Here is a 26,027-nt window from a genome sequence, read left to right as displayed (position 1 = left end):
AATCAGTTAATTAGGTGCGGAATGACGGATATAGTAGGTCGAAGCAGAAACTTCGAGGGATTGTCATTATTTTTGTAAATTTAACGTGGAGCTCGCGCCTTTGAAAAACTAAGGCCTAAAAACCATTCGAGAAATGATGTGGGAAAGTGATTAAGAGACTTTGTGAATTCTAAGTATGAAAAACCCCCAGTTATTGGAATATCCAATTATGTGGGGGTATTTCGAATTGCTGTTTTTTTAATTTTTCACTTAAATTAAAAAATAAACTAAATGTACTCGACTTCTATGATTTCCACTTCAACTGCGCCAGCTGGCGTTTGAATAGTCACGGTATCATCAAGCTCTTTACCTATTAGCCCTCGTGCAATAGGTGAGTTCACTGAAATCAGGTTATTCTTAATATCAGCTTCGTCGTCACCCACAATGCGATAGGTCGTTTCTTCATCATTAGCAACATTAAGAATTGTAACCGTAGTACCGAAAATAACTTTTCCGGTGTTTTCCATTTTAGTGACGTCGATGATTTGTGCATTTGAAAGTTTGCCTTCAATATCTTGGATACGGCCTTCACAGAAGCTTTGCTGTTCACGGGCCGCGTGATATTCCGCATTTTCCTTCAAATCACCATGCTCACGCGCTTCGGCGATAGACTCGATAATACGTGGGCGTGTTTTAGTTTTTAGCTCATTTAATTCGTCACGCAGCATTTGAGCGCCGCGCGCTGTCATTGGATACTGACTCATGAATACTGTCTCACTTAGCTAGTAATTTAAACAGAAAAGTGCGCCGCGAAGGCGCACTTTTTATTCGTTCACACAAATGTAATATTGCTAGGATACCTCGTATCCTAGCTTATGTCATTAGTGTTTAAGTCTAGCGTGCAGTTCTTGAACTGAAGCTACTTTATTACGATCATCGGCAGACTTAGCTCGAATAGTCGCGAATGCTGCATTCATCGTGGTGGTGTAAGTTACCTTATTCAACAAGGCTTCACGACGAATGTAAACTGAGTCGGTGATAGCTTGACGACCTTCCGTTGTATTAATCAAATACGCGTATTCGCCGTTTTTGATTGCATCAACAATATTAGGGCGGCCCTCAGACATCTTGTTCACCACTGTGCTCATAATGCCAGCATCGTAAAGCTCGGTAGCCGTACCACGGGTAGCCTCAATGCTGAAGCCCGCTTCAACCAACGCTTTAGCTAAAGCAATCATACGAGGCTTGTCGGTATCACGTACTGAAATAAGCGCTTTACCTTGCTTAGGTAGTGGCGCACCCGCACCTAGGTTAGCCTTCGCATACGCCTCTTCAAAGGTATCACCAACGCCCATTACTTCACCCGTAGAGCGCATTTCTGGGCCTAGCAGTGGGTCAACACCTTGGAACTTAGCAAAAGGAAGCACCACTTCTTTCACAGAGTAGAACGGAGGAATAACTTCTTCTGTTACGCCCTGCTCGGCCAAGCTCACACCAGCCATGGCACGCGCTGCAACTTTTGCAAGAGGCACACCTGTTGCTTTAGACACGAATGGAACGGTACGTGCTGCACGAGGGTTAACCTCGATTAGGTATACTTCACCATCTTTAATCGCAAACTGTGTATTCATCAAGCCGACTACGCCAAGTTCAAGCGCCATGGCTTTAACTTGTTCACGCATAACATCTTGAATCTCTTTTGAAAGCGAGTGTGGTGGCAATGAACACGCAGAGTCGCCCGAGTGAACACCCGCTTGTTCAATGTGTTCCATAATGCCGCCAATCACTACGTCTTTCCCGTCGCAGATAGCATCGATATCAACTTCGATAGCATCGTCTAGGAACCTGTCTAGCAATACTGGCGCGTCGTTAGACACTTTAACCGCTTCATTTAGGTAGCGCTTAAGGTCTTTGATGTCATAAACGATTTCCATCGCACGACCACCTAGCACGTAGCTTGGGCGAACAACCAGCGGGAAGCCAATCTCTTCAGCCATAGTTAGCGCTTGCTCAACGTTTGTTACCGTGGCATTTGCAGGCTGCTTAAGATTAAGCTTGTTCACCATTTGCTGGAAGCGCTCACGGTCTTCAGCTCGGTCAATTGCTTCTGGCGACGTACCTATAACCGGTACACCGGCTGCTTCTAGGGCGCGAGCAAGTTTAAGTGGCGTTTGACCACCATACTGCACGATAACGCCTTTTGGCTGCTCTTTAGCAACGATTTCAAGCACATCTTCCAGCGTTACTGGCTCGAAGTAAAGACGATCAGATGTGTCGTAATCGGTAGAAACTGTCTCAGGGTTACAGTTAACCATAATGGTCTCGTAACCGTCTTCACGCATTGAAAGCGCCGCGTGAACACAGCAGTAGTCGAACTCAATACCTTGACCAATTCGGTTCGGGCCGCCGCCCAATACCATAATCTTGTCTTTGTCAGTCGGCGCTGCTTCACACTCTTCGTCATACGTTGAGTACATGTAAGCTGTGCTAGTAGAGAATTCTGCTGCACAGGTATCTACACGTTTGTAGACAGGAGAAATACCAAAGCCGCGACGGGTCTCACGAATATCGCTTTCTGCCACTTTGGTTAGCTCAGCAAGACGCGCATCAGAGAAGCCTTTACGCTTAAGAGCACGCATAAAGTCAGCATCGATACCTGGTAAACCAAGCTCAGCTACTTTTGCTTCAAGAAGTATAAGGTCCTCAAGCTGTACAAGGTACCAGCGGTCGATATTAGTAAGGTTAAATACCTCTTCAACCGTCATGCCCATACGGAATGCATCACCAATGTACCAAATACGCTCTGCACCCGGTTGACGAAGTTCATAAACCACTTTATTGCGTGATTCAGGGTCTTCAAGGTCAACCATTGGGTTAAGACCTGTCGCACCTACTTCAAGACCGCGAAGGGCTTTTTGCAGTGATTCTTGCTGGTTACGGCCAATGGCCATCACTTCACCTACCGACTTCATTTGGGTAGTCAGTCGGTCGTTAGCACCGGCAAACTTCTCAAAGTTAAAGCGTGGGATCTTAGTCACTACGTAGTCGATAGACGGCTCGAAAGACGCTGGCGTTAGGCCACCTGTAATGTCATTTGCTAATTCATCTAGCGTGTAACCTACCGCAAGTTTCGCTGCTACTTTCGCAATTGGGAAACCTGTTGCTTTCGAGGCAAGTGCTGATGAACGCGATACACGCGGGTTCATTTCGATGATAACCATACGGCCAGTTTTCGGGTCTACACCGAACTGTACGTTTGAACCACCGGTTTCAACACCAATCTCGCGCAGTACAGCCATCGCCGCATTACGCATTAGCTGGAATTCTTTGTCAGTCAGGGTTTGTGCTGGAGCAACTGTGATTGAGTCACCGGTATGCACGCCCATAGGGTCGAAGTTTTCGATAGTACATACAATAATGCAGTTATCTGCTTTATCGCGTACTACTTCCATTTCGTACTCTTTCCAACCTAGCAAGGATTCATCGATAAGAAGCTCGTTGGTAGGAGAAAGGTCTAAGCCACGGTGACAGATTTCATTAAATTCATCAATGTTGTACGCGATACCGCCGCCGGTTCCACCCATGGTGAAAGACGGACGAATGATACAAGGGAAGCCGATGCGGCTTAGTACATCGTGCGCTTCATCCATGCTGTGCGCGATTTCCGCACGTGGGCACTCAAGACCGATGTTTTTCATCGCTTTATCAAAGCGCTCGCGGTTTTCTGCTTTGTCGATAGCATCTGCCGTAGCACCGATAAGCTCACAGCCGAATTCTTCTAGTACGCCATGCTTATCTAGCTCTAGCGCACAGTTAAGCGCGGTTTGTCCACCCATTGTAGGCAAGATGGCATCTGGACGTTCTTTTTCAATGATCTTGCGAACTACTTCCCAGTGAATAGGCTCGATATAAGTCGCATCTGCCATTTCTGGGTCGGTCATAATGGTTGCTGGGTTAGAGTTAACCAAAATAACACGGTAGCCTTCTTCTCGAAGGGCTTTACACGCTTGCGCGCCTGAATAGTCGAATTCACAAGCCTGGCCGATAACAATAGGGCCAGCACCAATGATAAGAATACTTTGTATGTCGGTACGTTTTGGCATAGCGGGCTAATTCCTACTGCTTGTGTTGTTCAATAAGTTCGATGAAGTGGTCGAATAACGGTGCCGCTTCATGAGGACCTGGGCTGGCTTCAGGGTGACCCTGGAAGCTGAATGCAGGCTTGTCGGTGCGGTGAATACCCTGCAGCGACTTGTCGAACAACGAAATGTGAGTTACTTCTAGGTTATCTGGCAAGCTAGACTCATCAACCGCAAAACCGTGGTTTTGGCTGGTAATCATAACTACATTGCGCTTAAGGTCTTTCACCGGGTGGTTTGCACCATGGTGACCAAACTTCATCTTCACTGTCTTCGCACCACTTGCAATTGCAAGTAGCTGGTGACCAAGACAAATGCCAAATACTGGCGTGCCCGTTTCGACGATAGTTTTAATGGCGGTTACTGCGTAGTCACATGGCTCTGGGTCGCCCGGGCCATTTGACAAAAAGACACCGTCTGGATTCATGGCAAGCACGTCCTCAGCAGGCGTTTGCGCTGGTACTAACGTAACTTTACAGCCGCGGTCAGCTAGCATGCGAAGAATATTGTTTTTAACACCGTAATCGTAAGCAACAACGTGATATTTGAACTCACTTGGTGTTACGTAGCCTTTGCCTAGTTCCCAACTGCCTTCAGTCCATGTTTTAGGCTCAGTAATGCTTACTACTTTTGCCAAATCCATGCCTTTTAGGCCAGGAAAAGCTTTTGCTTGCGCCAGTGCGCTAGACTCGTCTAATTCATCTGAGCAAATAATGCAGCCGTTTTGTGCACCTTTGTCTCGCAAGATACGCGTTAAGCGACGTGTATCAATATCAGCAATACCCACAACGCCTTTCGCTTTAAGGTATTCAGACAAAGTTTGCTGTTGACGAAAGTTACTAGCAACAAGAGGTAGGTCACGGATGATTAGACCTTTCGACCAGATTTTATCTGCTTCGACGTCTTCTTCATTAGTGCCGGTGTTGCCAATGTGTGGATAAGTAAGGGTGATGAGTTGTTCAGCGTAGGATGGGTCGGTGAGAATTTCTTGATAGCCGGTCATGGAAGTATTAAAAACAACTTCCCCAACGGCGGAGCCTATAGCGCCTATCGCCGTACCTTTAAAAACAGAACCATCCTCTAACACCAAAAGGGCAGAATTAGCCAAGTCAACCTCCAGATTAAGGATAACTATGTGTTTGTGCAGTTTTCTGCACAAACCCCACAAAAAACGGGAGTTATTGATAACAATACATCCCGCTTTACGATCTTTGCAGCTAATAAAACCGCACTCTTCAGCCGTTTTAGCGGCCTCAGAATACGAAATTCTGGCAAATTCCGGCGAGTATACATCACTGACCGAAAATGGCAAATTTATTTGTAATAATTTACTAAAATAACGCTTTTACCACCTTTTTTGCGCAGAACCACCGAAAGTGCGGCTTATTGCTCATTTAAAGTGCAACTTTAGTTTAACACTTTAATCACGTCTTAAAGTTTGCGTAAACCCAAACGGTTTCACACCAACATTAATAAACGCTTATAGCTTTAAATCCAGAACATCAACCATGGAGTATAGACCAGGTTGTTTTCCATACAACCACTTTGCTGCATGAACAGCACCTTTTGCGAAAGTTAGACGGCTTGATGCCTTGTGCGTAATCTCTAAGCGTTCGCCAATATCCGCAAATAATGCGGTATGCTCGCCAACGATGTCTCCGGCGCGAACTGTGGCGAAGCCAATAGTACCTTGATCGCGCTCAGGCTCTTTTCCTTCTCTGCCGTAAACAGCACAGGTTTTTAAGTCGCGACCCAACTCATCGGCAATGGCTTCACCAATAGCCATAGCGGTGCCTGAAGGCGCATCTTGTTTAAACCTGTGATGCGCTTCGGTAATTTCTATGTCAGCCGTTTCACCTAATACACTGGCGGCTTGTCGAACTAGCGAAAGCATTAAATTCACGCCCACACTATAATTAGCCGCGAATACAATAGGAATGTGCTTTGCCGCTTCGTTGAGTGCCGCTAACTGTGCATCGTTCAAACCGGTAGTACCGATTACAACAGGCATGTTGTTTTTAACGCACCATGCAAGGTTGCTTTCAATTACCGAAGGCAAAGTAAAGTCAATCATTACATCTGCGTCGTTACCGCTTAAATCGGATAGCGCGGTACAATCAACGTCTTTTTTACCAATCCCGGCAAGCTCTCCTACATTGAGCCCAACCCAAGGTGAGTCATCACGTACCGTCGCTACGCTCAGTTCTGCATCTTCACTTAAATCCAATGCTTCGACCAGCACGCGTCCCATACGCCCATTGGCGCCAAATAATCCTACTTTCATTTTAAGCTTTACACTTTTATTAACCTTCAACTATCGGGCATTTTGCCAAATGCCGTCACTATTGCAATGTGAGATTCATATTAAATAGGCATAACAAGGAATCGGTAAGATTTAACTACTACCAATCTGCATAGTTCTTTGCCAAAACTTCAGCCTCGGATGTAAAAAAAAATTCAGTACACGATGCTTAGGACATGTTGAGCTTTACTGCGCATTTTTGATGCAGAGATCAACATGTCCTAATTGCAACACTAAGACAAACAGAGGTTTTCTGCCGTTGGGCCTACTTGTTTTATAGAGTAAGTTAAGCGACGCTATGGCAATTAACAGATGACCGAGTACTTATTCGTCACCGCTGAACGGCAAGTGTGGATAAGTCAGAATACAACCCAACTAAATTTACTATGCAAAAAACTCTTATATGGGATATTCCCACCCGGCTTTTTCACTGGCTTATTGTAGCGAGCCTTTTAGCGCAATACGCCACGGTTGAATGGCTTGAAAACAAGGTCCAGTGGCACTTCTATATAGGGTATTTCACCTTGTTTCTCGTTGTTTTCCGTCTTCTGTGGGGAATAGTTGGCACACAACACGCAAAATTCAGTAGCTTTATAACCGGCCCTAAAGCCGTTTTGAACTATGTGAAAACACTATTTAGCAGACATTCTGAGCCTGCTGTGGGGCACAATCCATTAGGTGGCTGGTTTGTCATTGTTATGCTTGTACTCGTGGCCATACAAGCCATATCAGGGTTGTTTATGACTGACGATATTTTCTTAGACGGGCCCTATCGCCAGTTAGCCAATGAAGATACATTAGCACTAATGAACAGCCTTCATCATTTCGCTTTTGACGTGCTTCTTTATGTTATCGCATTGCACATAGGCGCAGTTGTTTTTTACAGCGTATATAAAAAGCAAAAATTGGTTCCCGCCATGGTGCACGGCAAAAAAATGTCAAAAACTGCTGGCATCGCTGACTCTCGGCTGTTGCGCGCACTAATTGTTGCGCTTATCTGTGCAGCTGTCGTTTATGTAGCAATTGAAGTATACCCGCCAACTCCACAGGTGGATGAATATTACTATTAAGTAAAAAGTACTTTATTCCCAATTCGCTCAACACAGCTCAATTAGAGGTGTAGTTTGACGCTTATCTCTTAACAAGACTAGGGGCCAAACGCCCCTAGTCTTGTTAAGGAAAGTGTCAGTCCCCTTTATTATTGACGTTAGACTTTTACATCAAACTGTACTTGTCTCATTGACTAAGCCTTTTTCCCGCATTATCGACTCTATTTCTTTTACGCTTGATGGGTCGTCAATCGTCGAAGGAACAGCAACAGACTCATTGGCTGCAATTTGACGCAGTAGTTTTCGAAGTATTTTCCCTGAACGGGTTTTAGGCAAACGGTTAACCACGATCGCTCGTTTAAAACAGGCTACTGGCCCAATTTTGTCGCGAACGCGCTGAACGAGATCTTGTTCAAGCGCTTTTTCATCAATATTAACGCCATCTTTGAGTAGCACAAGACCAACGGGTAATTGCCCTTTCAGTGCATCGTTAACGCCTATAACACTGCATTCTGCAATGGCCGGGTGCGCTGCAAGCACTTCTTCCATTTCACCAGTAGACAAACGATGGCCTGCGACATTTATGACATCGTCGGTACGGCCCATAATATATACATAACCCGCTTCATCTACGTATCCGTTATCTCCCGTGCTGTAGTACCCGTCGAACTCTCGCAGGTAGCCATCGACAAACCGCTGATGATCTTGCCAAATCGTAGTTAAGCAACCCGGGGGGAGTGGTAATTTGATAGCAATAGCGCCTTTTTCACCTATTGCTTGTTGTGTATTGGCACTATTCAGCACCTTAACGTTAAATCCGGGCGTCGGAACACTTGATGAACCCGGCTTTGTCTCCATCGGTTCAAGCCCCATAGGGTTTGAACAAATAGGCCAGCCAGTTTCGGTTTGCCACCAGTGATCGATAACGGGCACACCTACTTTCTCGCTAGCCCAGTAATAAGTTGGAGGGTCAAGTCGCTCACCTGCCATAAATAAAGTGCGCAAACTCGACGTGTCATATTTGGATAGAAACGCTGCGTCCGGATCCGCTTTTCGAATTGCCCGGAACGCTGTAGGTGCGGCGAAAAGTACATTTATCTTGTGCGATTCTATCATCCTCCAAAATGCGCCCGCATCAGGGGTGCCAATCGGTTTACCTTCGTACAGTACGGTTGTAGCGCCTTTGATAAGGGGCGCGTAGACAATATATGAATGACCCACTACCCAACCCACATCGGAGGCCGCCCAAAAGACATCGTCCTCGTCTATCCCGTAAACGGCACCCATTGAGTAGTGCAGCGCAACGGCATGGCCTCCGTTATCTCGAACCACACCTTTGGGCTTACCTGTGGTGCCCGATGTATAAAGAACATATAAAGGGTCTGTAGCGTCAACACTAACAGGAGGAGCTGGCTCGCTTGCATTAACTAGGGCGTTCCAATCGTAATCCATATTTTCATTTAATTCAGCGGTGAGTTGTTCCCTTTGAAACAACACGCACGCCTGCGGTTTGTGTTCAGCTAATTCAATCGCTTCTTCAACAAGTGGCTTATAAGGTAGTACTTTACTACCCTCAATACCGCATGATGCAGTAACGATAGCAACTGGCTTCGCGTCGTCTATTCGTACAGCGAGTTCATTTGCAGCAAAGCCGCCAAAGACAACAGAATGCACTGCACCTAGACGAGCACAAGCTAGCATTGCTATCGCAGCTTGAGGGATCATTGGCATATAAATAATTACGCGATCACCTTTTTTAACACCTAGGCGAGACAAACCTCCGGCAAACTGTGCAACATCGGTAAGTAGTTCGTTGTAAGTAAAATGCTGGGTAGTTTGCGTAACAGGTGAGTCGTAAATAAGTGCGGTTTTATCACCACGGCCATTGTTGACGTGGTGATCTAGTGCCAAATAACTGGTATTGAGCTGTCCACCTTTAAACCATTCAAAGTAACCATTATCCGTTTTCTGACATCCCTTTAGAGGAGGCGTGAACCACGCTATCTTGCGTGCTTGCTTTAACCAAAACTCGTCGGGGTGGTGAGTAGAAGCAATATATTCTTTTTTATAAGTCATAACCATGTCCTGAGTAGGGTTTATAAATACCCTACTTCAGTTTAATCAGGCCTGCTTATAAGACTTATGGCGCATACTGCGTAACAATTTGATTTACATATAGTTAAACATTTTAAAACAACAACGACCTAACGCTCTATCTTCAAAAGAACAGCCCTGAACCTTGGTGAGCCTTGCTCTCATATAATTAGCTTTTCCCTTACAACGGGTGTTGTAATTCACAAATTTTACCTCGCCACTCATCTACACTCATTGGTTTATCAAGGTAATACCCCTGAAACGCGCTACATCCACAAGCTTTAGCCTCGTTTAACTGCCCCGTAGTTTCAACTCCTTCTGCTACAGTATCGAGTTCTAAAGCCTTTGCCATGTTGCAAATATTAGTCACCATTACGTTTTTTTCTTTACACCCTTCTATAGCTTCGATAAAAACTTTATCAACCTTGAGTTCGTTTATGGGAAGGTCTTGTAAATAATTCAGGTTTGAGTCACCAATACCAAAATCGTCGATAGACAAACAGAAGCCTTGCTGTGCTAAATCTCGAACTCGGCGCTGTATTATGCTGACGCCTTTAATCAAGGCCGCTTCAGTCAACTCTAACGTTAAACACTTGTGTTCCACTCTCCACCTATTAACTATTGCTACAAACTTGCTGACAAAGTCAGCCCGTGCCAAATGCTTCGCACTTATATTTATCGATAGTTTGGTGTTAATATTTTTAGTCTGACATTCGCTTAACAATTTACAGGCTTCATTACACACCCATAGCCCGATGTCGGCGATAGATTCATTTTGTTCAGCAATGGGAATAAATTCTAAAGGCGTGACAATACCAAGATGTGGGTGATTCCATCTTAGCAATACTTCTGAGCTTACAAGGCTTCCTGCGCCGTTATATTGAGGCTGAAGCTCTATAAATAATTCATTATTAGCGGTCGCTCTGCCTAGGGATTGCTGTATATAGTTATATCGGTCTATGTCGCTTGCACTGAAATGCGAATAAAGGTGTTCTTTCTCTTCATCTAAATAAGTACTGCGTTTTTTATCAGGCTTTCTCGATAAAAATTCTTTTACTTTTTTCAATGAAAAATACTTAGAAGGTATAGCGCAGCTAACTGTTTGTGTTTCTATTGCCAATGCACTGTTATGTAGAGTAATGGGAACTAAAACATTTTCACGGAGAAAGTTAACACAGTTCTCAGCTGCACTTTTTGCGTCATTGTCATCTTTTAAACAAGTACCAAGGTGAAGAACAAAGTCTTTGCGATCATATTTAAATACACTGACATTTGATTGCTTTGTTACATCAAAGGCACGCACAAACCGACTAGCCATAATACGTAGGATGTAATCGACAGTTGGCTCTCCAAACGCATCTTCATATTCTTTAATGTTAACAATACTGACCTTGATGAAAACAGAGAGGGCTTTTTCGGCGGAATAATTAGCACTGCTTTCACTAAGATAACGCTCGAGGTAATGCAAATTAGGCAACCCTGTTAACGGTTCAAAAAACGCTAATTGCTTAAAGCGTTCGACTTCAGTAAGTAGGTGCGAAACTTTACGAATGCTTACTACCACCAAATCTTGTGGGCCTACTGAGCATGACTTCAAATTCACATCACATGCTATTCGTTTGCCGTTTTTGTGACGCAAACATTCGCTAATCATTCCAACTTTAATACATTGTTTTACCCCAGAATCTAAATTAAATAGATATGAAGTCGCGCCGACATTTTGAATTTTTGTCGCAATGAGTTTAATGTCTTGACCAATTAATTCTTCTGGCTCAAAGCCTAGAAGAGAAGTTACATTTTCATTAGCAGTTAAAATAGTGCCATTTTTGTCGACGCTAAGTACGGCACTATCAATACTATTTAATAAGTTAGTGAGATAGTCAGTGTAGCTATGTTGAGAATCAGAAAGCCGTTGAGTTTCGGTTTCATCCTGAACTACACCGTAGAGACGGGTAAGTTTTAGCGCTGAGTTTACTTGACGTTCAACCTGTAAAAATACAATTAACTTAATATTTTTTCTTCGCCCTTGTTTATCAGTAATATCGAAATATTTTTCAAATTGCCTCTTTCCCCTTATTGCTCTGAGCACTTTCAGCTTTAGGTCATCTAAATCGTGATTAGAAATCACATCAAGGACATCTTGTAAGTTAATGCTTTTCGAGTACACCAGTCCCAATAAGCTTTTTATGATTTCCGTCGAGGAAAAAGCGCCTGAAAATCTATCTATTTGCCACGCCCCAACTTTCGAAATAGCACTGACTTCTTCTAATAACGATAGCTGCTCTGACAGCTTATCTGAATATGGATGTCTAGCTAGTACGTAAAGATAGTTTATTTCCACTCTTTGACGCAGAATATCAACGTAAGCATGTTGCTGTGCAGTGAGGTTACTATGCAGAACAAACGTGAAAATAACGCCCATCACTTCATTTTGCATATTTTTAATCGTAGCTAGAACAACATAATGTTCGCGAAAACGCTCAAGTGGTTGAGGTAATGTGAAATCTCTAGCTGGTAGAGGCGCACTTAGTGGTGTAAGGGGTAGCATGAGTAATGCGTGCGATGGGACAACGATATGAGTTGACTCAATGGCCAAATGTTTGTTGTCGCTTACAATAACTGTTGCTCGACCACTGCTTGGGTTTACTGAAGCCAGTAATATACACAATGACTCTGTATTATTCCTGCTTTCAGTCAATAGCGCAGAAATGCTGTACTGCGTTGTGCGCATTGTTGATAACATGCGCTCACTGCGTAGATCCATCAATTCAATCCTTCGAAATAAGTCAATTTCAGCGTAAATGAAGGGGCTCACACCATGCTCAAAGCCAAGCTGTTGATGAGTATTGGCACTTTAACGCCTCGTTATTTTTCAACGGTTACGAATTACCTACGGTAAGAAATATCGTTTAACAACGATAGTAGGTAAAAATTTATGTTGATTATGTTCTATTTATACGTCCGTTGTTCGTATTTAAAAATAGACAAATGCAGTACAAATTTCCAGCAGTTTATTTATGCCGATGTCTGTCTTACTCTTTGAAAGAAAGAGATTGAAATGAAGTAGAGTAGAAGTTGGTTGTATTGAATGGCACTGACGTAAACTCGTTCGGTAGTTAGCAAACCACCAAGTACTTTTTGAAGGGTTTGTGCTGTTGAGGCTCGCTATGGGTTTAGGCTCAACAGCACCTACAGGTTAATCTTTTTTATAATCGTCGTGGCAAGACTTACAGCTTGCACCGATTTTACCGATAGCACCGCGATAGGCACTTTCATCACCAGTTTTAACAGCCGCTTGTAGACCTTGCGCAGCAGTTTTAAGCGCCATTACTTTCTTTTCGACATCTGAGAAATTATCCCAAATTACGTCTTTTGCGCCAGTTTCTACATCGAACTTACGCGTGTCGACAGCGAGATAGTCCCCCATCATATCGGCAAGTTGCTCAAGGCGCACAGCGTTAGTCTGCATTACGCTTTCGTCAAAAGGTAGCGCACCTTTCGCCATACCACCTAATGGCCCCATATTACTGCGCACCAATTGAAAAACTGCTTGGCGATATTGCGTTGCTGCTTTAGCGTGCTTTTCAGAAGAAGCTTCCGTTACTTCAGCTAACGCCGAACCTGAAATCACTGCACCAACGGTTGCTACTGCGATTATCGCTTTATTGAATAGTTTCATGCCTGTTCCCTTTTTTTAATTACTGGTTATCTACTTTTACACTTGCAGATATTTTACCTTTTACTTATAGCCTATCGTGACGAATAGTTCGTTTTAGCGCAAGAAATATAACGGTGAATAAACGCTTTCAAGGGATTATCCGCGCGTAATCCTATCTTCAACATATATTCGAATGGAAAAGGGACACCCACTTACTTCACCTTTACAAAGTACAGGTTTGGACAGTCACTTACTCTGCTTTAAAAAAGTGTACTTTCAGAGAGTCAATTTCTCCACGACCAGCGTGTAACTCCATTACATATTTTCAAAAGTACAGATTCGGACAGTCACTCAATATTTTCTCATTTACAAAGCAAACCGTACTAACAAATTGCGGGTGCAGAAAAAGAGGTACTAAGATACAAAAAAGCCCTCTAGACGAGGGCTTTTGAAACTTAATAAATACAAGAAACTAGTTAGTTAAGTCGTCAAAGAATTTCTTCACACCATCGAAGAAACCTTGTGCTTTTGGACTGTGCTTGCTTGACGCTTTGCCCATAGACTCTTCAAGTTCCTGCAGTAGCTCTTTTTGGCGAGATGATAAGTTTACTGGTGTTTCAACCACAACCTTACACATTAAGTCGCCCATGGCACCACTGCGCACTGATTTAACGCCTTTGCCGCGTAAACGAAACATTCGGCCAGTCTGCGTTTCAGGGCTGATTTTCAGTTTTACTTTGCCATCAAGAGTTGGTACTTCTAGCTCGCCACCAAGGGCCGCCGTGGTGAAGCTTAGCGGCACTTCACAATACAGGTTATTGCCATCGCGCTTGAAGATGTCATGCTCACGAACATGAACCTGAACGTATAAATCACCTGGAGGTGCACCGTTCTCCCCGGCTTCACCTTCGCCTGATAAACGAATACGATCACCGGTGTCGACACCTGCTGGTATTTTAACGTTAAGGGTCTTGGTCTTTTCTTTACGACCGTGGCCATGACAGCTGTTACACGGGTCCTCAATGATCTTGCCTTTACCTGAACACGTTGGGCAGGTTTGCTGAACAGCGAAGAAGCCCTGGCGCATTTGAACTTGGCCATTACCGTGACAGGTTGGACAGGTTTTAGGTGAAGAGCCTTTCTTCGCACCAGAACCATCACACACATCACATTCAACCAAGGTTGGTACGCGAATATCTACACTCTTGCCACGAACCGCTTCTTCGAGGGTAAGCTCTAAGTTGTAGCGAAGGTCTGAACCTTGACGAGCACGCGACTGACGTCCACCGCGACCACCACCGCCAAAGATATCACCAAATACATCGCCAAAGATATCACCGAAATCGGCACCACCACCGAAGCCACCGCCGCCACGGTTTGGATCAACACCCGCATGGCCATATTGGTCGTATGCTGCACGTTTCTGCGAATCTGACAGAATTTCGTAGGCTTCCTGGATTTCTTTAAACTTGTCTTCCAGGGCTTTATCGCCTTGCGTACGGTCAGGGTGATACTTCATCGCAAGCTTTTTGTACGCCTTTTTAATTTCGCGTTCGCCTGCGCTTTTATCTACCCCGAGTACTTCGTAGTAGTCTTGTTTCGACATATCGTTTACATATCCTACTTTTTGTCGACAAGCATTTTATGCTCATCGAATCTACATCTGACTGTTGTGAAAATAACCTGAACACACATTCAATAAAGCCAAGTCATTTACACAACAAAGGCGCAACAAGAAATTCCTGATGCGCCTGAACTGCTTATACGGCCCGCTATCATGCTAGGTAACGGGCCTGACACAACAGTTTACTTCTTATCGTCGTCTTTCACTTCTTCGAATTCAGCGTCAACAACGTCATCGTCTGCTTTACCAGAAGACGCTTGCTGCTCTGCACCTTCTGCGCCACCAGCTGCTGCTTGTTGAGCTTGCGCCGCTTCCATCAGCTTGCTAGATGCTTGAATAAGCTCTTGCGTTTTCGCTTCGATGTCCGCTTTGTCTTCGCCTTTAACTGCAGTTTCAAGTGCTGAAAGTGCTTCTTCGATCGGCGCTTTGTCTTCTGCACTTAGTGCATCGCCAACTTCTTCAAGCTGTTTGCGTGTGGCGTGAACCATACCGTCAGCTTGGTTGCGCGCTTGAATCAGCTCTTCAAACTTCTTGTCAGCTTCTTTATTCGCTTCCGCGTCAGCTACCATTTTTTCTACTTCTTCATCGCTTAGGCCTGAAGAGGCTTTGATAGTGATCTTCTGCTCTTTACCTGTGTCTTTGTCTTTCGCAGACACGTGTAGGATACCGTCAGCATCAAGGTCGAATGTTACTTCGATTTGCGGCACACCGCGTGCTGCTGGACGAATACCTTCTAGGTTGAACTGACCAAGAGACTTGTTGCCGCTTGATTGCTTACGCTCACCCTGTAGTACGTGTACTGTTACCGCAGACTGGTTGTCTTCAGCAGTTGAGAACGTTTGCGACTTCTTGGTTGGAATTGTCGTGTTTTTCTCGATAAGTACCGTCATTACGCCACCCATTGTCTCGATACCTAGAGACAGAGGTGTAACGTCTAGAAGTAGCACGTCTTTAACGTCACCAGAAAGTACGCCACCTTGAATTGCTGCGCCTACTGCAACTGCTTCATCAGGGTTTACGTCTTTACGTGGCTCTTTGCCAAAGAACTCAGTTACGTACTTCTGTACTAGCGGCATACGTGTTTGACCACCAACTAGGATGATGTCGTTGATGTCGCCTACAGAAAGATCCGAATCAGCTAGTGCCTGCTTAAGCGGCTCAAGTGAATTCTTAACTAGGTCTTCAACCAAAGACTCAAGTTTTGCACGAGTAAGTTTAATAGCTAAGTGCTTAGGACCTGTTGCATCAGCAGTGATGTAAGGCAGGTTAACTTCAGTCTGTTGTGAAGAAGAAAGCTCAATCTTCGCTTTTTCACCGGCTTCTTTAAGACGCTGCATAGCAAGCGGATCTTTACGAAGGTCGATACCTTGGTCTTTCTTAAACTCTTCAACTAGGTAGTTGATAACGCGGTTATCGAAATCTTCACCACCAAGGTGTGTGTCACCGTTGGTTGCTAGTACTTCAAACGTGTGCTCGCCGTCTACTTCATCAATTTCAATGATAGAGATATCGAACGTACCACCACCTAAGTCATATACTGCAACAACGTTGTCGCCTTGCTTTTTGTCCATGCCGTAAGCAAGTGCAGCAGCAGTTGGCTCGTTGATGATACGCTTAACTTCAAGACCTGCGATACGACCCGCATCTTTTGTAGCTTGACGCTGAGAGTCGTTAAAGTAAGCAGGAACAGTAATAACTGCACCAGTTACTTCTTCGCCAAGATAGTCTTCAGCAGTCTTCTTCATTTTCTTAAGTACTTCAGCAGAAATCTGCGGTGGCGCCATTTTCTCGCCTTTCGCTTCTACCCATGCATCACCGTTATCAGCACCTACAATTTTGAAAGGCATGATGTCGATGTCGCGCTGTACTTCTTTATCTTGGAAGCGACGACCAATTAGACGCTTGATTGCGAATAAAGTGTTTTCAGGGTTTGTTACCGCCTGACGCTTCGCCGATTGACCTACAAGTGTTTCACCATCGTTTGTGTAAGCGATGATTGAAGGTGTTGTACGATCGCCTTCCGCGTTTTCAATTACGCGAGGTTTGTCGCCGTCTAGAACTGCGACACATGAATTCGTTGTACCTAAGTCGATACCAATGATTCTACCCATTTCGTGTCTCCGAAAAAGTTTCTTAATTCTGTACTTTTAGTGGGGTTATTCCCCGATCTTTTCAATAGATGTCAGTAAAAAAACTGACATTTTTGTGTGTTTATCGCAAAAAGCGTGACTTACGCTTGCGTGTCCACACCACCACTTGGCGCACGCGATACCATAACCATGGCTGGGCGTAACAAGCGGCCGTTAATTTGATAACCTTTTTGCATAACCGCCATCACCGTATTTGGCTCGTGGTCTGCACTTTCTTGCATAGACATTGCCTGATGCAAGTCAGGGTTGAAGGTTTCGCCCTGCGGATCAATAAGGCTTAATCCAAATTTCTCAATAGTGCTTAAGAAAGTTTTGTGGGTCATTTCCACACCTTCTAAAAGCGGCTTAACCGCTTCATTGTCAGCATCGGTCATTTCGATAGCACGTTCTAAGTTGTCGATAACCGGTAGCAACTCACCAGCGAAGCGTTCAAGGGCAAATTTACGCGCCTTTTCTACTTCACCTTCAGCACGACGACGTGCGTTGTCAGCATCTGCGCGCGCGCGAAGCACACCATCTTGCTGTTCTTTGATGGTTGCTTGCGCCTCAGAAAGCGCTGTTTCTAGCTCATAAATGCGTTGTGCATTTTCATCAAGCTCTACGCCTTCTGTTTCTTGCGCTTCAACTTGCGCTTCTTCAGCATTTTGAACAGTTTGATCAACTGTATTTTCTTGTTCTGCCTGCACGTCGCGATTATCGCTCATGCCTACCTCCAAACGTTTTTCTTAATTAGGCATTGCCCAACAATGATAAAATTATTGGGAATAAGTCTGTTGCGCTTAGTTATGGGGCTTGATTTAAGGTGTTCAAGGGTATCCACAATATTTTTGTGGATGTAATGCTAAAAAATTTATAAGAAGGGAAATGAGACTGACGTACTCATGGTAATTCGCTAACGCCAAGCTCTACCTAGGTATATTAACTCCGGCTCAAATGCGGTTCATATCAACCCGCGATTAAACCTATTACTAGCCCAGAGAGCTACAATATTTACTGCCCTGTTCCATGAACCTGTGACGAGTGTAAAAACCATGTTAATGTAATTTCCAGAGAAAAGCGCACTATTTCCATTTCAACTCATCGAGCGCTACGACACGGAATATCTATGCTAAGTATTTGGACGGTTGGCATTATTGTTGGTTTTTACCTCCTCGCACTTTTCGCTTTAGCATTTTGGGGCGATAAGCGTTTACATGACAATCAGCAACATCCGATACTGTACAGTCTTGGATTGGGGGTGCATTGTACATCTTGGGCATTTTTCGGTACTACCTCTCAAGCAGCACAATATGGCTGGGCAGTTATCCCTACTTATTTAGGGATTATGCTGACTATGGCATTTGCGTTTCCTGTAGTGCTTCATATAAGCAGACTGTGTCAACAACACAACATCAGCTCTTTAGCAGACCTCATCTCACTTAAGTATCAGCACTCCCACTTTATTGCTGCACTTATCACTTTACTGTGTTTTTTCGGTGTAGTGCCCTACATCGCCCTGCAGTTAGACGCCATTACGAAATCAATAAATTTGTTGACTGACGACGCGCATACAAGCACGCCATGGTTAAGTATCTACGTAGCTATCTTGCTCGCATTATTTGCCATTATCTTCGGTACCCGTACACTCAACTTGACCGACAAACACCCCGGTCTGCTACTTACTATAGCGTTTGAATCGGTTATAAAGCTTGTTGCCCTGTGCGCTGTAGGTGTTTACGTTTGCTTTTATCTGTTCGATGGCGTGCTGGATTTGGTGTCTAACGCCGCTTTAAATGCGAGTGCTCGAGAAGTAATTTATGCTGATAGCGCCCCCTTGGTTTATGTATCACATGTTGTTTTGGGCGTTTGCTCTATGTTCGTTTTGCCAAGACAGTTTCATATGAACTTCGTTGAGCAGAACGGTGAGGGAGAGCTTAGAACAGCAAGGTGGCTATTTCCCCTCTATTTATTTGGCATGACCCTTTTTATTATTCCTATTGCACTAGCAGGAAAAATGCTGCTGCCAGTGGATACGAGCTCAGATGCGTACGTGCTTGCCCTACCTTTATATGCTGAAAATATCGCGCTATCGTCATTTGCTTTTATTGGAGGTCTTTCTGCAACCACCAGCATGGTGATTGTTGCAACCTTGGCGCTGGGAATAATGATCTCGAACAATGTTGTCACGCCACTTTGGCTAAAAGCGCGACTAAAGACTTCGCCCAATCGTTCAATGCAGCCAAACAAAATATTGTCTATACGTCGTATTACCGTTGTGGTCGTACTGAGTATTGCGCTCTGGTATCACTTGAATATCAGTCAGGCTGCACCTTTGGTTAAAAGCGGGGTTATTGCCATTGCATTGTTAGCTCAGTGCATGCCTTCACTCATGTTTGGTCTTTACTGGCCGAAAAGCAACAAAGCTGCAGCTATTTACGCCTTGTTGGTAGGGTTCACATGTTGGGCAGCATTCCTCCTCTACCCAAGCTTACTGTCGAGTTATTATTTCAACCCTGCACCCACTGACCAAGCGCTTGGTTTGGGCTTTGCCTTTTCCTTATTGGCCAATTGCCTAACATTCGTCACGGTTGCATTGATTACATCAAGACGTGGCACTAAACCAAATAATACGCTCCCCACAGATCACGACACACCTCATTTACCGGTAAAAGTAAGGGACTTAATTGCACTCACCGAACGTGTACTCGAAAGTGCCACGCACTCTCAACTTGTTAAGCAGCTATCAGTTGATGTCAATCGCGCCGCTAGCAGTGGTTATGCCAGTCAGGCGCTTATCGACAGGGTAAATAAGTTGCTTGCCGCACAAGTAGGAGCACCGAGTGCTCGTATATTACTGGGTGCCATCGCAGATACAGGCAGCAATAGCTTCCCAGAACTGGTTGACTGGGTGGAAGAAGCTTCTCAGTCATTTCAGTTTAACCACGAGGTACTTCAATCGTCAGTGCAAAACATTGAGCAAGGTATAAGTGTACTCGATGAAAAACTACAGTTGCTGGCCTGGAATGACAGATATACAGAGCTCTTCGCCTATCCTAAGGGATTTCTTAAAGCGGGCATGCCCATTACTGAAATACTCAGCTATAACGCCAAGCGCGGTTTATTTAGTTCCTTTAACATAGAGTCAGAACCTTTCACTATTCAGACTGAAATTAATAAACGCGTTAATTTTATGTTGGATGGTAGTCGCCATAAATTCATCAGAAAACAAACTAATGGAAAAGTAATAGAATTAAATGGCGCTCCGCTGCCTGGTGGTGGATATGTGACTACTTACAGTGACATAACAGAATACATAGCGATTCAACGACAGCTCGAAAATTCAAAATTGGAGTTGGAGGAACGGGTAGCTATGCGCACTGCAGAGTTAGAGGAGGCGAAACGTCAGGCAGTGCTGGCAAATGAAAGTAAAACAAAATTTCTCGCAGCTGCCGGCCATGACTTAATGCAGCCTTTCAATGCGGCGGCGCTTTTTGCCTCGATGCTCAGTAAGAAAACCCAAGGCGGTGAATTAGCAGATCTGTCTAAGGGAGTCGTCAACTCGCTTGATAGTGCCCAGAGTATACTTACAATGTTACTGGACATGACCAAGCTAGACGCTGGTGTGTTAAAAGTTCAACAAAGCGTTTTTCCTTTAAATGAAATCTTATCTTCATTGGCTCAAGAATTTAGCATCATTGCTGAGCAAAAAGGCATCAAACTTAGCTACTTACCTTCAAGTTTATTTGTATATAGCGACAAAAATTTACTGAGAAGAGTAGTACAAAATTTACTGTCCAACGCAGTTCGCTATACATCAACAGGAAAAATAGTACTCGGTGTAAGAAGAGGAGCTTGTTCAAACGAAAACATTGAAAAGTCTAAGAAGATAAGAATCTTAGTCTGTGATACCGGTAATGGCATCGCCGCCGATGAGCAACAAAACATTTTTGGTGAATTCCATCAGTTAGATAACCCAAATAGCAGTGAAGGCATCGGTTTAGGTCTAACAATAGTCGAACGGATATGTCGCTTGTTGGGTCATCGAATATCACTGGAATCAACGCTTGGGAGAGGCAGCTGTTTCTCTATTCATCTAGATTTAGCGCATACATCCAAGCCATACAATCACCAAAATATTGCCCATACCTCACCTGTTCAACTGTCAAAACAGTCTGAAGCGAATGTAAATTCGCCTTCAGCTTTTTTACTTGGCCGCTCTATATTGCTCATAGAAAATGATGCTCAGGTCGCAGCAGCAATGCGTTCGTTGCTAGGAGATTGGGGAGCTGATGTCCACTGGATCAAAGGACAGCGGGATACACTCCCCTCTAGAAAAAACTTTGACGTACTGATTGCAGACTATCACCTAAATGCAGGTGAGAAAGGCATTGAGTGCGCAGACCTACTTACTCAAAACGGCTTTTCGTTCCATTTCACGCTACTCATAACAGCTAATCGAAGTCATAAAGTAAGGGAAGAAGCGGCTTCACTAGGTATGGCTTACTTACCGAAACCTGTAAAGCCGCTCGCGCTGAAGCGTCTATTGAAACAAGGCCTTAAAAAATAACTACTCTGGCAATCCAATATGCATCTTCGCGGTGCTATATTCCAGAGTAACAACGAAGTCTTTTAACAGGTCGTAACCAATGAGTCCAACCACTTTCTTACCACCGAGTCTGCTTCCTAACTCTTTGTATTGGCTTTCTATGTGTGTCTTTTGACCTTCACTTGGAAAACTCACTTTAACATCACTGATTTCGTACGGCCCAAATTTTACAGTGTCAGCTGTTGCAAACTCATTAATACCAGAACCGTTTACTCCGAAAGATTCCGACGCCGCCTCAACTTTATCTAATAGACCAACTCTAGACGCTACTTTTCTGTCAACAAACAGTGATCCCGAATTACCTGTATCAATAAGAAGCCAATGTGCTTTACCGTTAATTTCAATTTCCGCAATAGGCATACCACTCCCCTGCTGGACCACAGTGCGAACATTAGCCACATCGTACATATTTACGCTGTCTCTAGTTATCAGTCTCATTTTTTTGTTGGGGTAGTCTAATTGAACAATGAAGTTTTGAAAAAAGCTTGCCCCTAAAAGCAGCCCGTTTGAATGATGGCCTAGGTTTCCTTCAACCAAGCTATCGAGTTCGAAATCTGAGCCAAATATATTCACTTTCACATTATTAAATGTGCTTCGCTTCTCAATTTTATATACCCCCTGAATCTTGACCGCTCTTCCGCCGTCTAACTCAAGGTCATGTTTTCCAATGAACGCTTTATTAATACTGTTTATCTGCGCGCCGGAATCGAGCATAACGCGAGACTCTATACCTTCTATGGTTACAGGTAAAAATACGTGGCCTCTGTCGAGTGTAAAGTCAGTCCAGTGAGTAGCTGCAGCGCGGCAAAAGAGAGGGAGAAATAAAGATAGTAATAATGCAGAACGCTTCATAAAAGTCCTTTTTATTAAATATAATTTTTGTTTTTGAATGTTCGACGCGATGTTAACAAATAACTATTGCGACTTCTATATCTACAAAATATTCGATAAATACTTATACAATCAGAGCGCTAAACATGCATTGCATTTTTGAACGCGATACCGGCCTTGGTTCTGTTAATAACACCAAGCTTTCTCAATACTGCAGATACATGCTGTTTAACGGTGGACTCAGAAATGGCCAGTTCGTAAGCAATCTGCTTGTTAAGCAAGCCGTCTGATACCATTCGCAACACTTTAAGTTGGTGAGGGGTAAGTTGCTTTAATCGGGTTGTGAAATCATCTTGGCCAGAGTGGCCATTCGCATTCGATGCAGTGGTATTTGGCATCGTAGCTGATGCATTGTGAACTGAAGCTGGGATCCAAGTTTCACCGTCTAACACCGTATTTACCGCGTCAATAATGCAATCGACTGACGCTGATTTGGGTATAAAACCGCTTGCGCCTAACGCAAACGATTTTGCCATAACATCAGGCTCTTCTTGTGCGGTAATAACAACAACAAGTACATCAGGATAGAGCGCATGTACCTCAGCAAGGCCATTTAACCCTTCATTGCCTGGCATAGTAAGATCTAAGAAAAGCAGATCGATGTCGTCATTTTCTTCAAGACTAGTGAGCGTATCGGGGAACGTGGAGGTTTCTACAAGTTCGATATGCTCCACACTAGCTAACGCATGGCACATCGCAGCCCTGAACAGAGGATGATCGTCAGCAATCAAGATTTTCACAGACATAATGCTATCAACTTGTAACTACCTTGTTAATCAACATACTACCACGCCGGTAAAAAAAGGTTAATCTTATTGGCGTATCTGTTATTGCGTATCTGTAATTGGGTAAGGGTCTGCACCACGCCCTTCACTACTCGACATATCTGCCGGCCAACACAATCGAAAGAGGTCGAGCAAACGTGAGCACGCCTAAGCGCAATGGCCTAGGCGTGAAACGTGTTGCTGGTCTTCTTCAGAACATACCGTTTAGAATCGATAACCTACCGTAAGGTGAACTGTACGTGGGTCACCGTAATAACCGATAAGTGTCGTATCGCCACCAAGGCCCGGACCGAAGTTACCTTCATCGTCTTGCGTGACAAAGTCATAACCACCAACCAGATACTCTTCATCGGTCAGGTTTTTGACGTGTAGTCCAGCATACCAATCGCCTTCAACGCTTTCCCAGCGCGCGCTTAAGTTCACCATACCATAGGCATCTTGTTGAATAAGATCGCTGGTTTCAAAGATAAGATAATCATCGCGATAGTAGTAGTTGGCATTGAAAGTAATATCCCCAAAACTCGTTTCTAGTAGGTAGTTGGCATTAAGATTAAAGGTATTCTCTGGCGTACTTGCTAGACCAATCAACGGAGGGATTGCATTGTTTTTCTTAATCTCAAAGTCAATATAACCGTAAGCAACGTCAAACTGAAGGTTATCTGTGGCTACCCACGTCATCTCCAACTCGGCGCCTTTTGCGGCCGTTTCTGCAGCATTACGCAGTCGCTGGTCGAGGGCTGTTGGATCAGATAAATCCCCTTCTACACCGATATACTGACGATCTTTGTGGTCGTAAGAGAACAATGTGATATTCATACGAAGTGCGTCGGTTAAATCGCTCTTCACACCCACTTCGAAGCTGTCAACGACTTCTGGTTCAACACCAGGCTCGTTAGTCTGAGCACGAGGGTTAAAGGTGCCTGATTTGAAGCCTTGTGAATAGCTCGCGAAGAACATGGTATCGCGGTCCATTTGATACTCCACGCCCACTCGCGGAGTAAAGCGCGACCAACTCTCTACCGCTGGCGCATCTAACACGTCATCGCCATTGGTGTCTGTCCCAAGTACTTGAGGCACTAATTGTCCGTCGGGACGCACGTACCCATCAATCCAGTCGGTATACGGATAAACATTGGCGAATACCAGACCATTATTTACAAACGCGGTCTTTTCTTCATCGGTGTATCGGGCACCAAGCGAAAGCGATAGCTTATCGGTTACGTCATAGTTCATTTGCGCATAGGCAGCCCAGCTTTCTGAGTTATTACAACCCGTCACTTCCCGAGTTAAGCCTGAGGCACCAAGCGATTGACCTAACACACCTAAAATGGCATCAAAATTACCGCAACTCTCACCATCGTAAAAATAGAGCCCTGACACTAAGCTAAACGCGTTCCCAGTATAATTCGCTTGAATCTCGTGAGTATCATTACTGTCGTCATACTCTGCCGGTACATCAAAAATAGGCAGGGGCGTATTGTCAAAATCAATGTTGGTAGGTGAATAGCTCTCTCTGTGTGAACCAATATATTTAAGCTCTAAATCATCATTCACTCTGTATCGTGCCAGCCAGTTATAGCCTTCTAACTCGACTTTATTCCATGTAGGTAAGCTGGTGTACGAATCGAAAACCGAATCAGGCACGGGAGCATCTGTTAAAATACTTGGAATTAAACGATAGCCGCCTTTCGCGTTTGATGTATCTTCGGTTTTATCCCAGCCAATGCGGAAAAATAAATCTTCGCTTGGATGAACTTCAAGTGTCACGCGGGCTGCCCAAAGATCTTTGTTATAGTTCTCTTTATCTTGATTGGGCAACGCGCTTACCAGATATTCACCGAAGCCGTCGCGGTTTAAGTTGGCATAACCCACGCCTAGATACACCGTGTCTTCAATCAATGGTATTTGACCTGTCACTTTGATATCACGCTGACTATAACTACCTACCGTAGCTTCAACGTTCATCTGTGTATCGCCGGTCATTTCTTTCGTAACGTATTTAACCGCGCCACCAATAGTATTCTTTCCGTAAAGCGTCCCCTGCGGGCCACGTAACACCTCAATACGCTGTACGTCTAACAAATCAAGTACGGCCCCTTGTGGGCGAGCAATATAAACATCGTCAACATAAATACCCACGCCTGGTTCATAGCCCCAAAGCGGGTCTTGCTGACCCAATCCGCGAATAAATGCCGTCAGGGTAGAATTGGTACCGCGACTGGTTTGTAGCGTAGTGTTGGGCGAAAACTGCTGCACTTCAGTCAGCACGCTAATCCCTTTTTCGCCAAGTTCAACCGCACCAATAGACGTGATAGCTACCGGCGTTTCCTGTAGCGACTCTACAGTTTTTCGCGCTGTCACCTCAATGCGTTCTAATTTTCCTTTTTGCGCTTCGGCATCGGCATCAGCTTGGCTATCCTGAGCGAATACTGGCGCTGTGCTTAAAACGCTAGCCACAGCTAGGGCACAAAGGCTGTGCATGGGGTGCTTAACTGAATCGCTTTTGCGTTCTACTGTGCTAGCAGAGGCTGAATGTGATTGGTAGGGTAAAACCAAGCCATTTGTGTGTATTGATTGAGACATAGTGAGTCCTTGTTGTTCTAAGTTCTGGTCACTGCCGGATGTATTGCCTACGGTCAAAATCACTTTAGTTAATTAATTGTTAATAGTATGTAGTACCATCGTACTATGGGATTTTGATGAAAGTAACGTCAAACTTTATGTCTGTTATGAACGCTTTTTATCTGATTTGTATACACTTTGTGGTTTTG

The 26,027-nt window shown here is 44.3% G+C and carries 15 protein-coding genes; 2 read left to right on the top strand and 13 right to left on the bottom strand.

From position 1 onward, the window contains the following. Positions 1–266: 266 nt before the first annotated feature. The 4 genes from greA to dapB form a co-directional block, all read right to left on the bottom strand. Complete coding sequence (gene greA / locus ACX5KA_RS20215) at positions 267–743, bottom strand: transcription elongation factor GreA (RefSeq protein ID WP_105932007.1); 477 nt, start codon at positions 741–743, stop codon at positions 267–269. Positions 744–860: 117 nt separating this feature from the next. Then, positions 861–4,082, bottom strand: coding sequence for a carbamoyl-phosphate synthase large subunit (gene carB / locus ACX5KA_RS20210; protein WP_458732061.1), 3,222 nt, complete (start codon positions 4,080–4,082; stop codon positions 861–863). 13 nt (positions 4,083–4,095) lie between these two features. Further along, complete coding sequence (gene carA / locus ACX5KA_RS20205) at positions 4,096–5,226, bottom strand: glutamine-hydrolyzing carbamoyl-phosphate synthase small subunit (RefSeq protein ID WP_458732060.1); 1,131 nt, start codon at positions 5,224–5,226, stop codon at positions 4,096–4,098. A gap of 372 nt (positions 5,227–5,598) precedes the next feature. Then, positions 5,599–6,402: a 4-hydroxy-tetrahydrodipicolinate reductase gene (gene dapB, locus ACX5KA_RS20200; RefSeq protein ID WP_039216262.1), complete on the bottom strand. Its 804-nt coding sequence runs from the start codon at positions 6,400–6,402 to the stop codon at positions 5,599–5,601. Positions 6,403–6,806: 404 nt separating this feature from the next. Here dapB and ACX5KA_RS20195 point away from each other — a divergent pair, with 404 nt between their 5' ends. Continuing rightward, a complete protein-coding gene (locus ACX5KA_RS20195) occupies positions 6,807–7,490 on the top strand; it encodes a cytochrome b/b6 domain-containing protein (RefSeq protein ID WP_458732063.1) in 684 nt (227 codons plus the stop codon). A gap of 150 nt (positions 7,491–7,640) precedes the next feature. On the opposite strand, the gene ACX5KA_RS20190 is transcribed toward ACX5KA_RS20195, so the two are convergent. The 6 genes from ACX5KA_RS20190 to grpE form a co-directional block, all read right to left on the bottom strand. After that, positions 7,641–9,545 carry a propionyl-CoA synthetase gene (locus ACX5KA_RS20190; protein ID WP_039216263.1) on the bottom strand — a complete coding sequence of 635 codons (1,905 nt, stop codon included), beginning with the start codon at positions 9,543–9,545 and terminating at the stop codon, positions 7,641–7,643. A gap of 199 nt (positions 9,546–9,744) precedes the next feature. Next, positions 9,745–12,327, bottom strand: coding sequence for a GGDEF domain-containing phosphodiesterase (locus ACX5KA_RS20185; RefSeq protein ID WP_458732059.1), 2,583 nt, complete (start codon positions 12,325–12,327; stop codon positions 9,745–9,747). Positions 12,328–12,759: 432 nt separating this feature from the next. Further along, positions 12,760–13,242, bottom strand: a complete 483-nt coding sequence (locus ACX5KA_RS20180) for a c-type cytochrome (RefSeq protein WP_039216265.1) — start codon at positions 13,240–13,242, stop codon at positions 12,760–12,762. Positions 13,243–13,693: 451 nt separating this feature from the next. After that, complete coding sequence (gene dnaJ, locus ACX5KA_RS20175) at positions 13,694–14,827, bottom strand: molecular chaperone DnaJ (RefSeq protein WP_458732058.1); 1,134 nt, start codon at positions 14,825–14,827, stop codon at positions 13,694–13,696. 200 nt (positions 14,828–15,027) lie between these two features. Next, positions 15,028–16,956: a molecular chaperone DnaK gene (dnaK, locus tag ACX5KA_RS20170; protein WP_039216267.1), complete on the bottom strand. Its 1,929-nt coding sequence runs from the start codon at positions 16,954–16,956 to the stop codon at positions 15,028–15,030. A 119-nt stretch (positions 16,957–17,075) separates the two neighbouring features. Continuing rightward, complete coding sequence (gene grpE / locus ACX5KA_RS20165) at positions 17,076–17,699, bottom strand: nucleotide exchange factor GrpE (protein ID WP_039216268.1); 624 nt, start codon at positions 17,697–17,699, stop codon at positions 17,076–17,078. A 401-nt stretch (positions 17,700–18,100) separates the two neighbouring features. On the opposite strand from grpE, the gene ACX5KA_RS20160 reads away from it, so the two are divergent. Then, complete coding sequence (locus ACX5KA_RS20160; protein ID WP_458732057.1) at positions 18,101–21,541, top strand: PAS domain-containing hybrid sensor histidine kinase/response regulator; 3,441 nt, start codon at positions 18,101–18,103, stop codon at positions 21,539–21,541. On the opposite strand, the gene ACX5KA_RS20155 is transcribed toward ACX5KA_RS20160, so the two are convergent. The 3 genes from ACX5KA_RS20155 to ACX5KA_RS20145 all read right to left on the bottom strand — a co-directional run bounded on the left by ACX5KA_RS20155 (position 21,542) and on the right by ACX5KA_RS20145 (position 25,839). Continuing rightward, a complete protein-coding gene (locus ACX5KA_RS20155; RefSeq protein ID WP_458732056.1) occupies positions 21,542–22,432 on the bottom strand; it encodes an aspartyl protease family protein in 891 nt (296 codons plus the stop codon). A gap of 119 nt (positions 22,433–22,551) precedes the next feature. Next, a complete protein-coding gene (locus ACX5KA_RS20150; RefSeq protein WP_039216271.1) occupies positions 22,552–23,217 on the bottom strand; it encodes a response regulator transcription factor in 666 nt (221 codons plus the stop codon). 243 nt (positions 23,218–23,460) lie between these two features. Continuing rightward, entirely contained in the window at positions 23,461–25,839 is a 2,379-nt protein-coding gene (locus ACX5KA_RS20145) for a TonB-dependent receptor (protein ID WP_458732055.1), read from the bottom strand. Between the last annotated feature and the right edge of the window lie 188 nt (positions 25,840–26,027).

This window comes from Alteromonas alvinellae (assembly GCF_902705805.1).
Note: the sequence above shows the minus strand (reverse complement) of the source record. Positions and strands in the feature narration are given on the sequence as shown.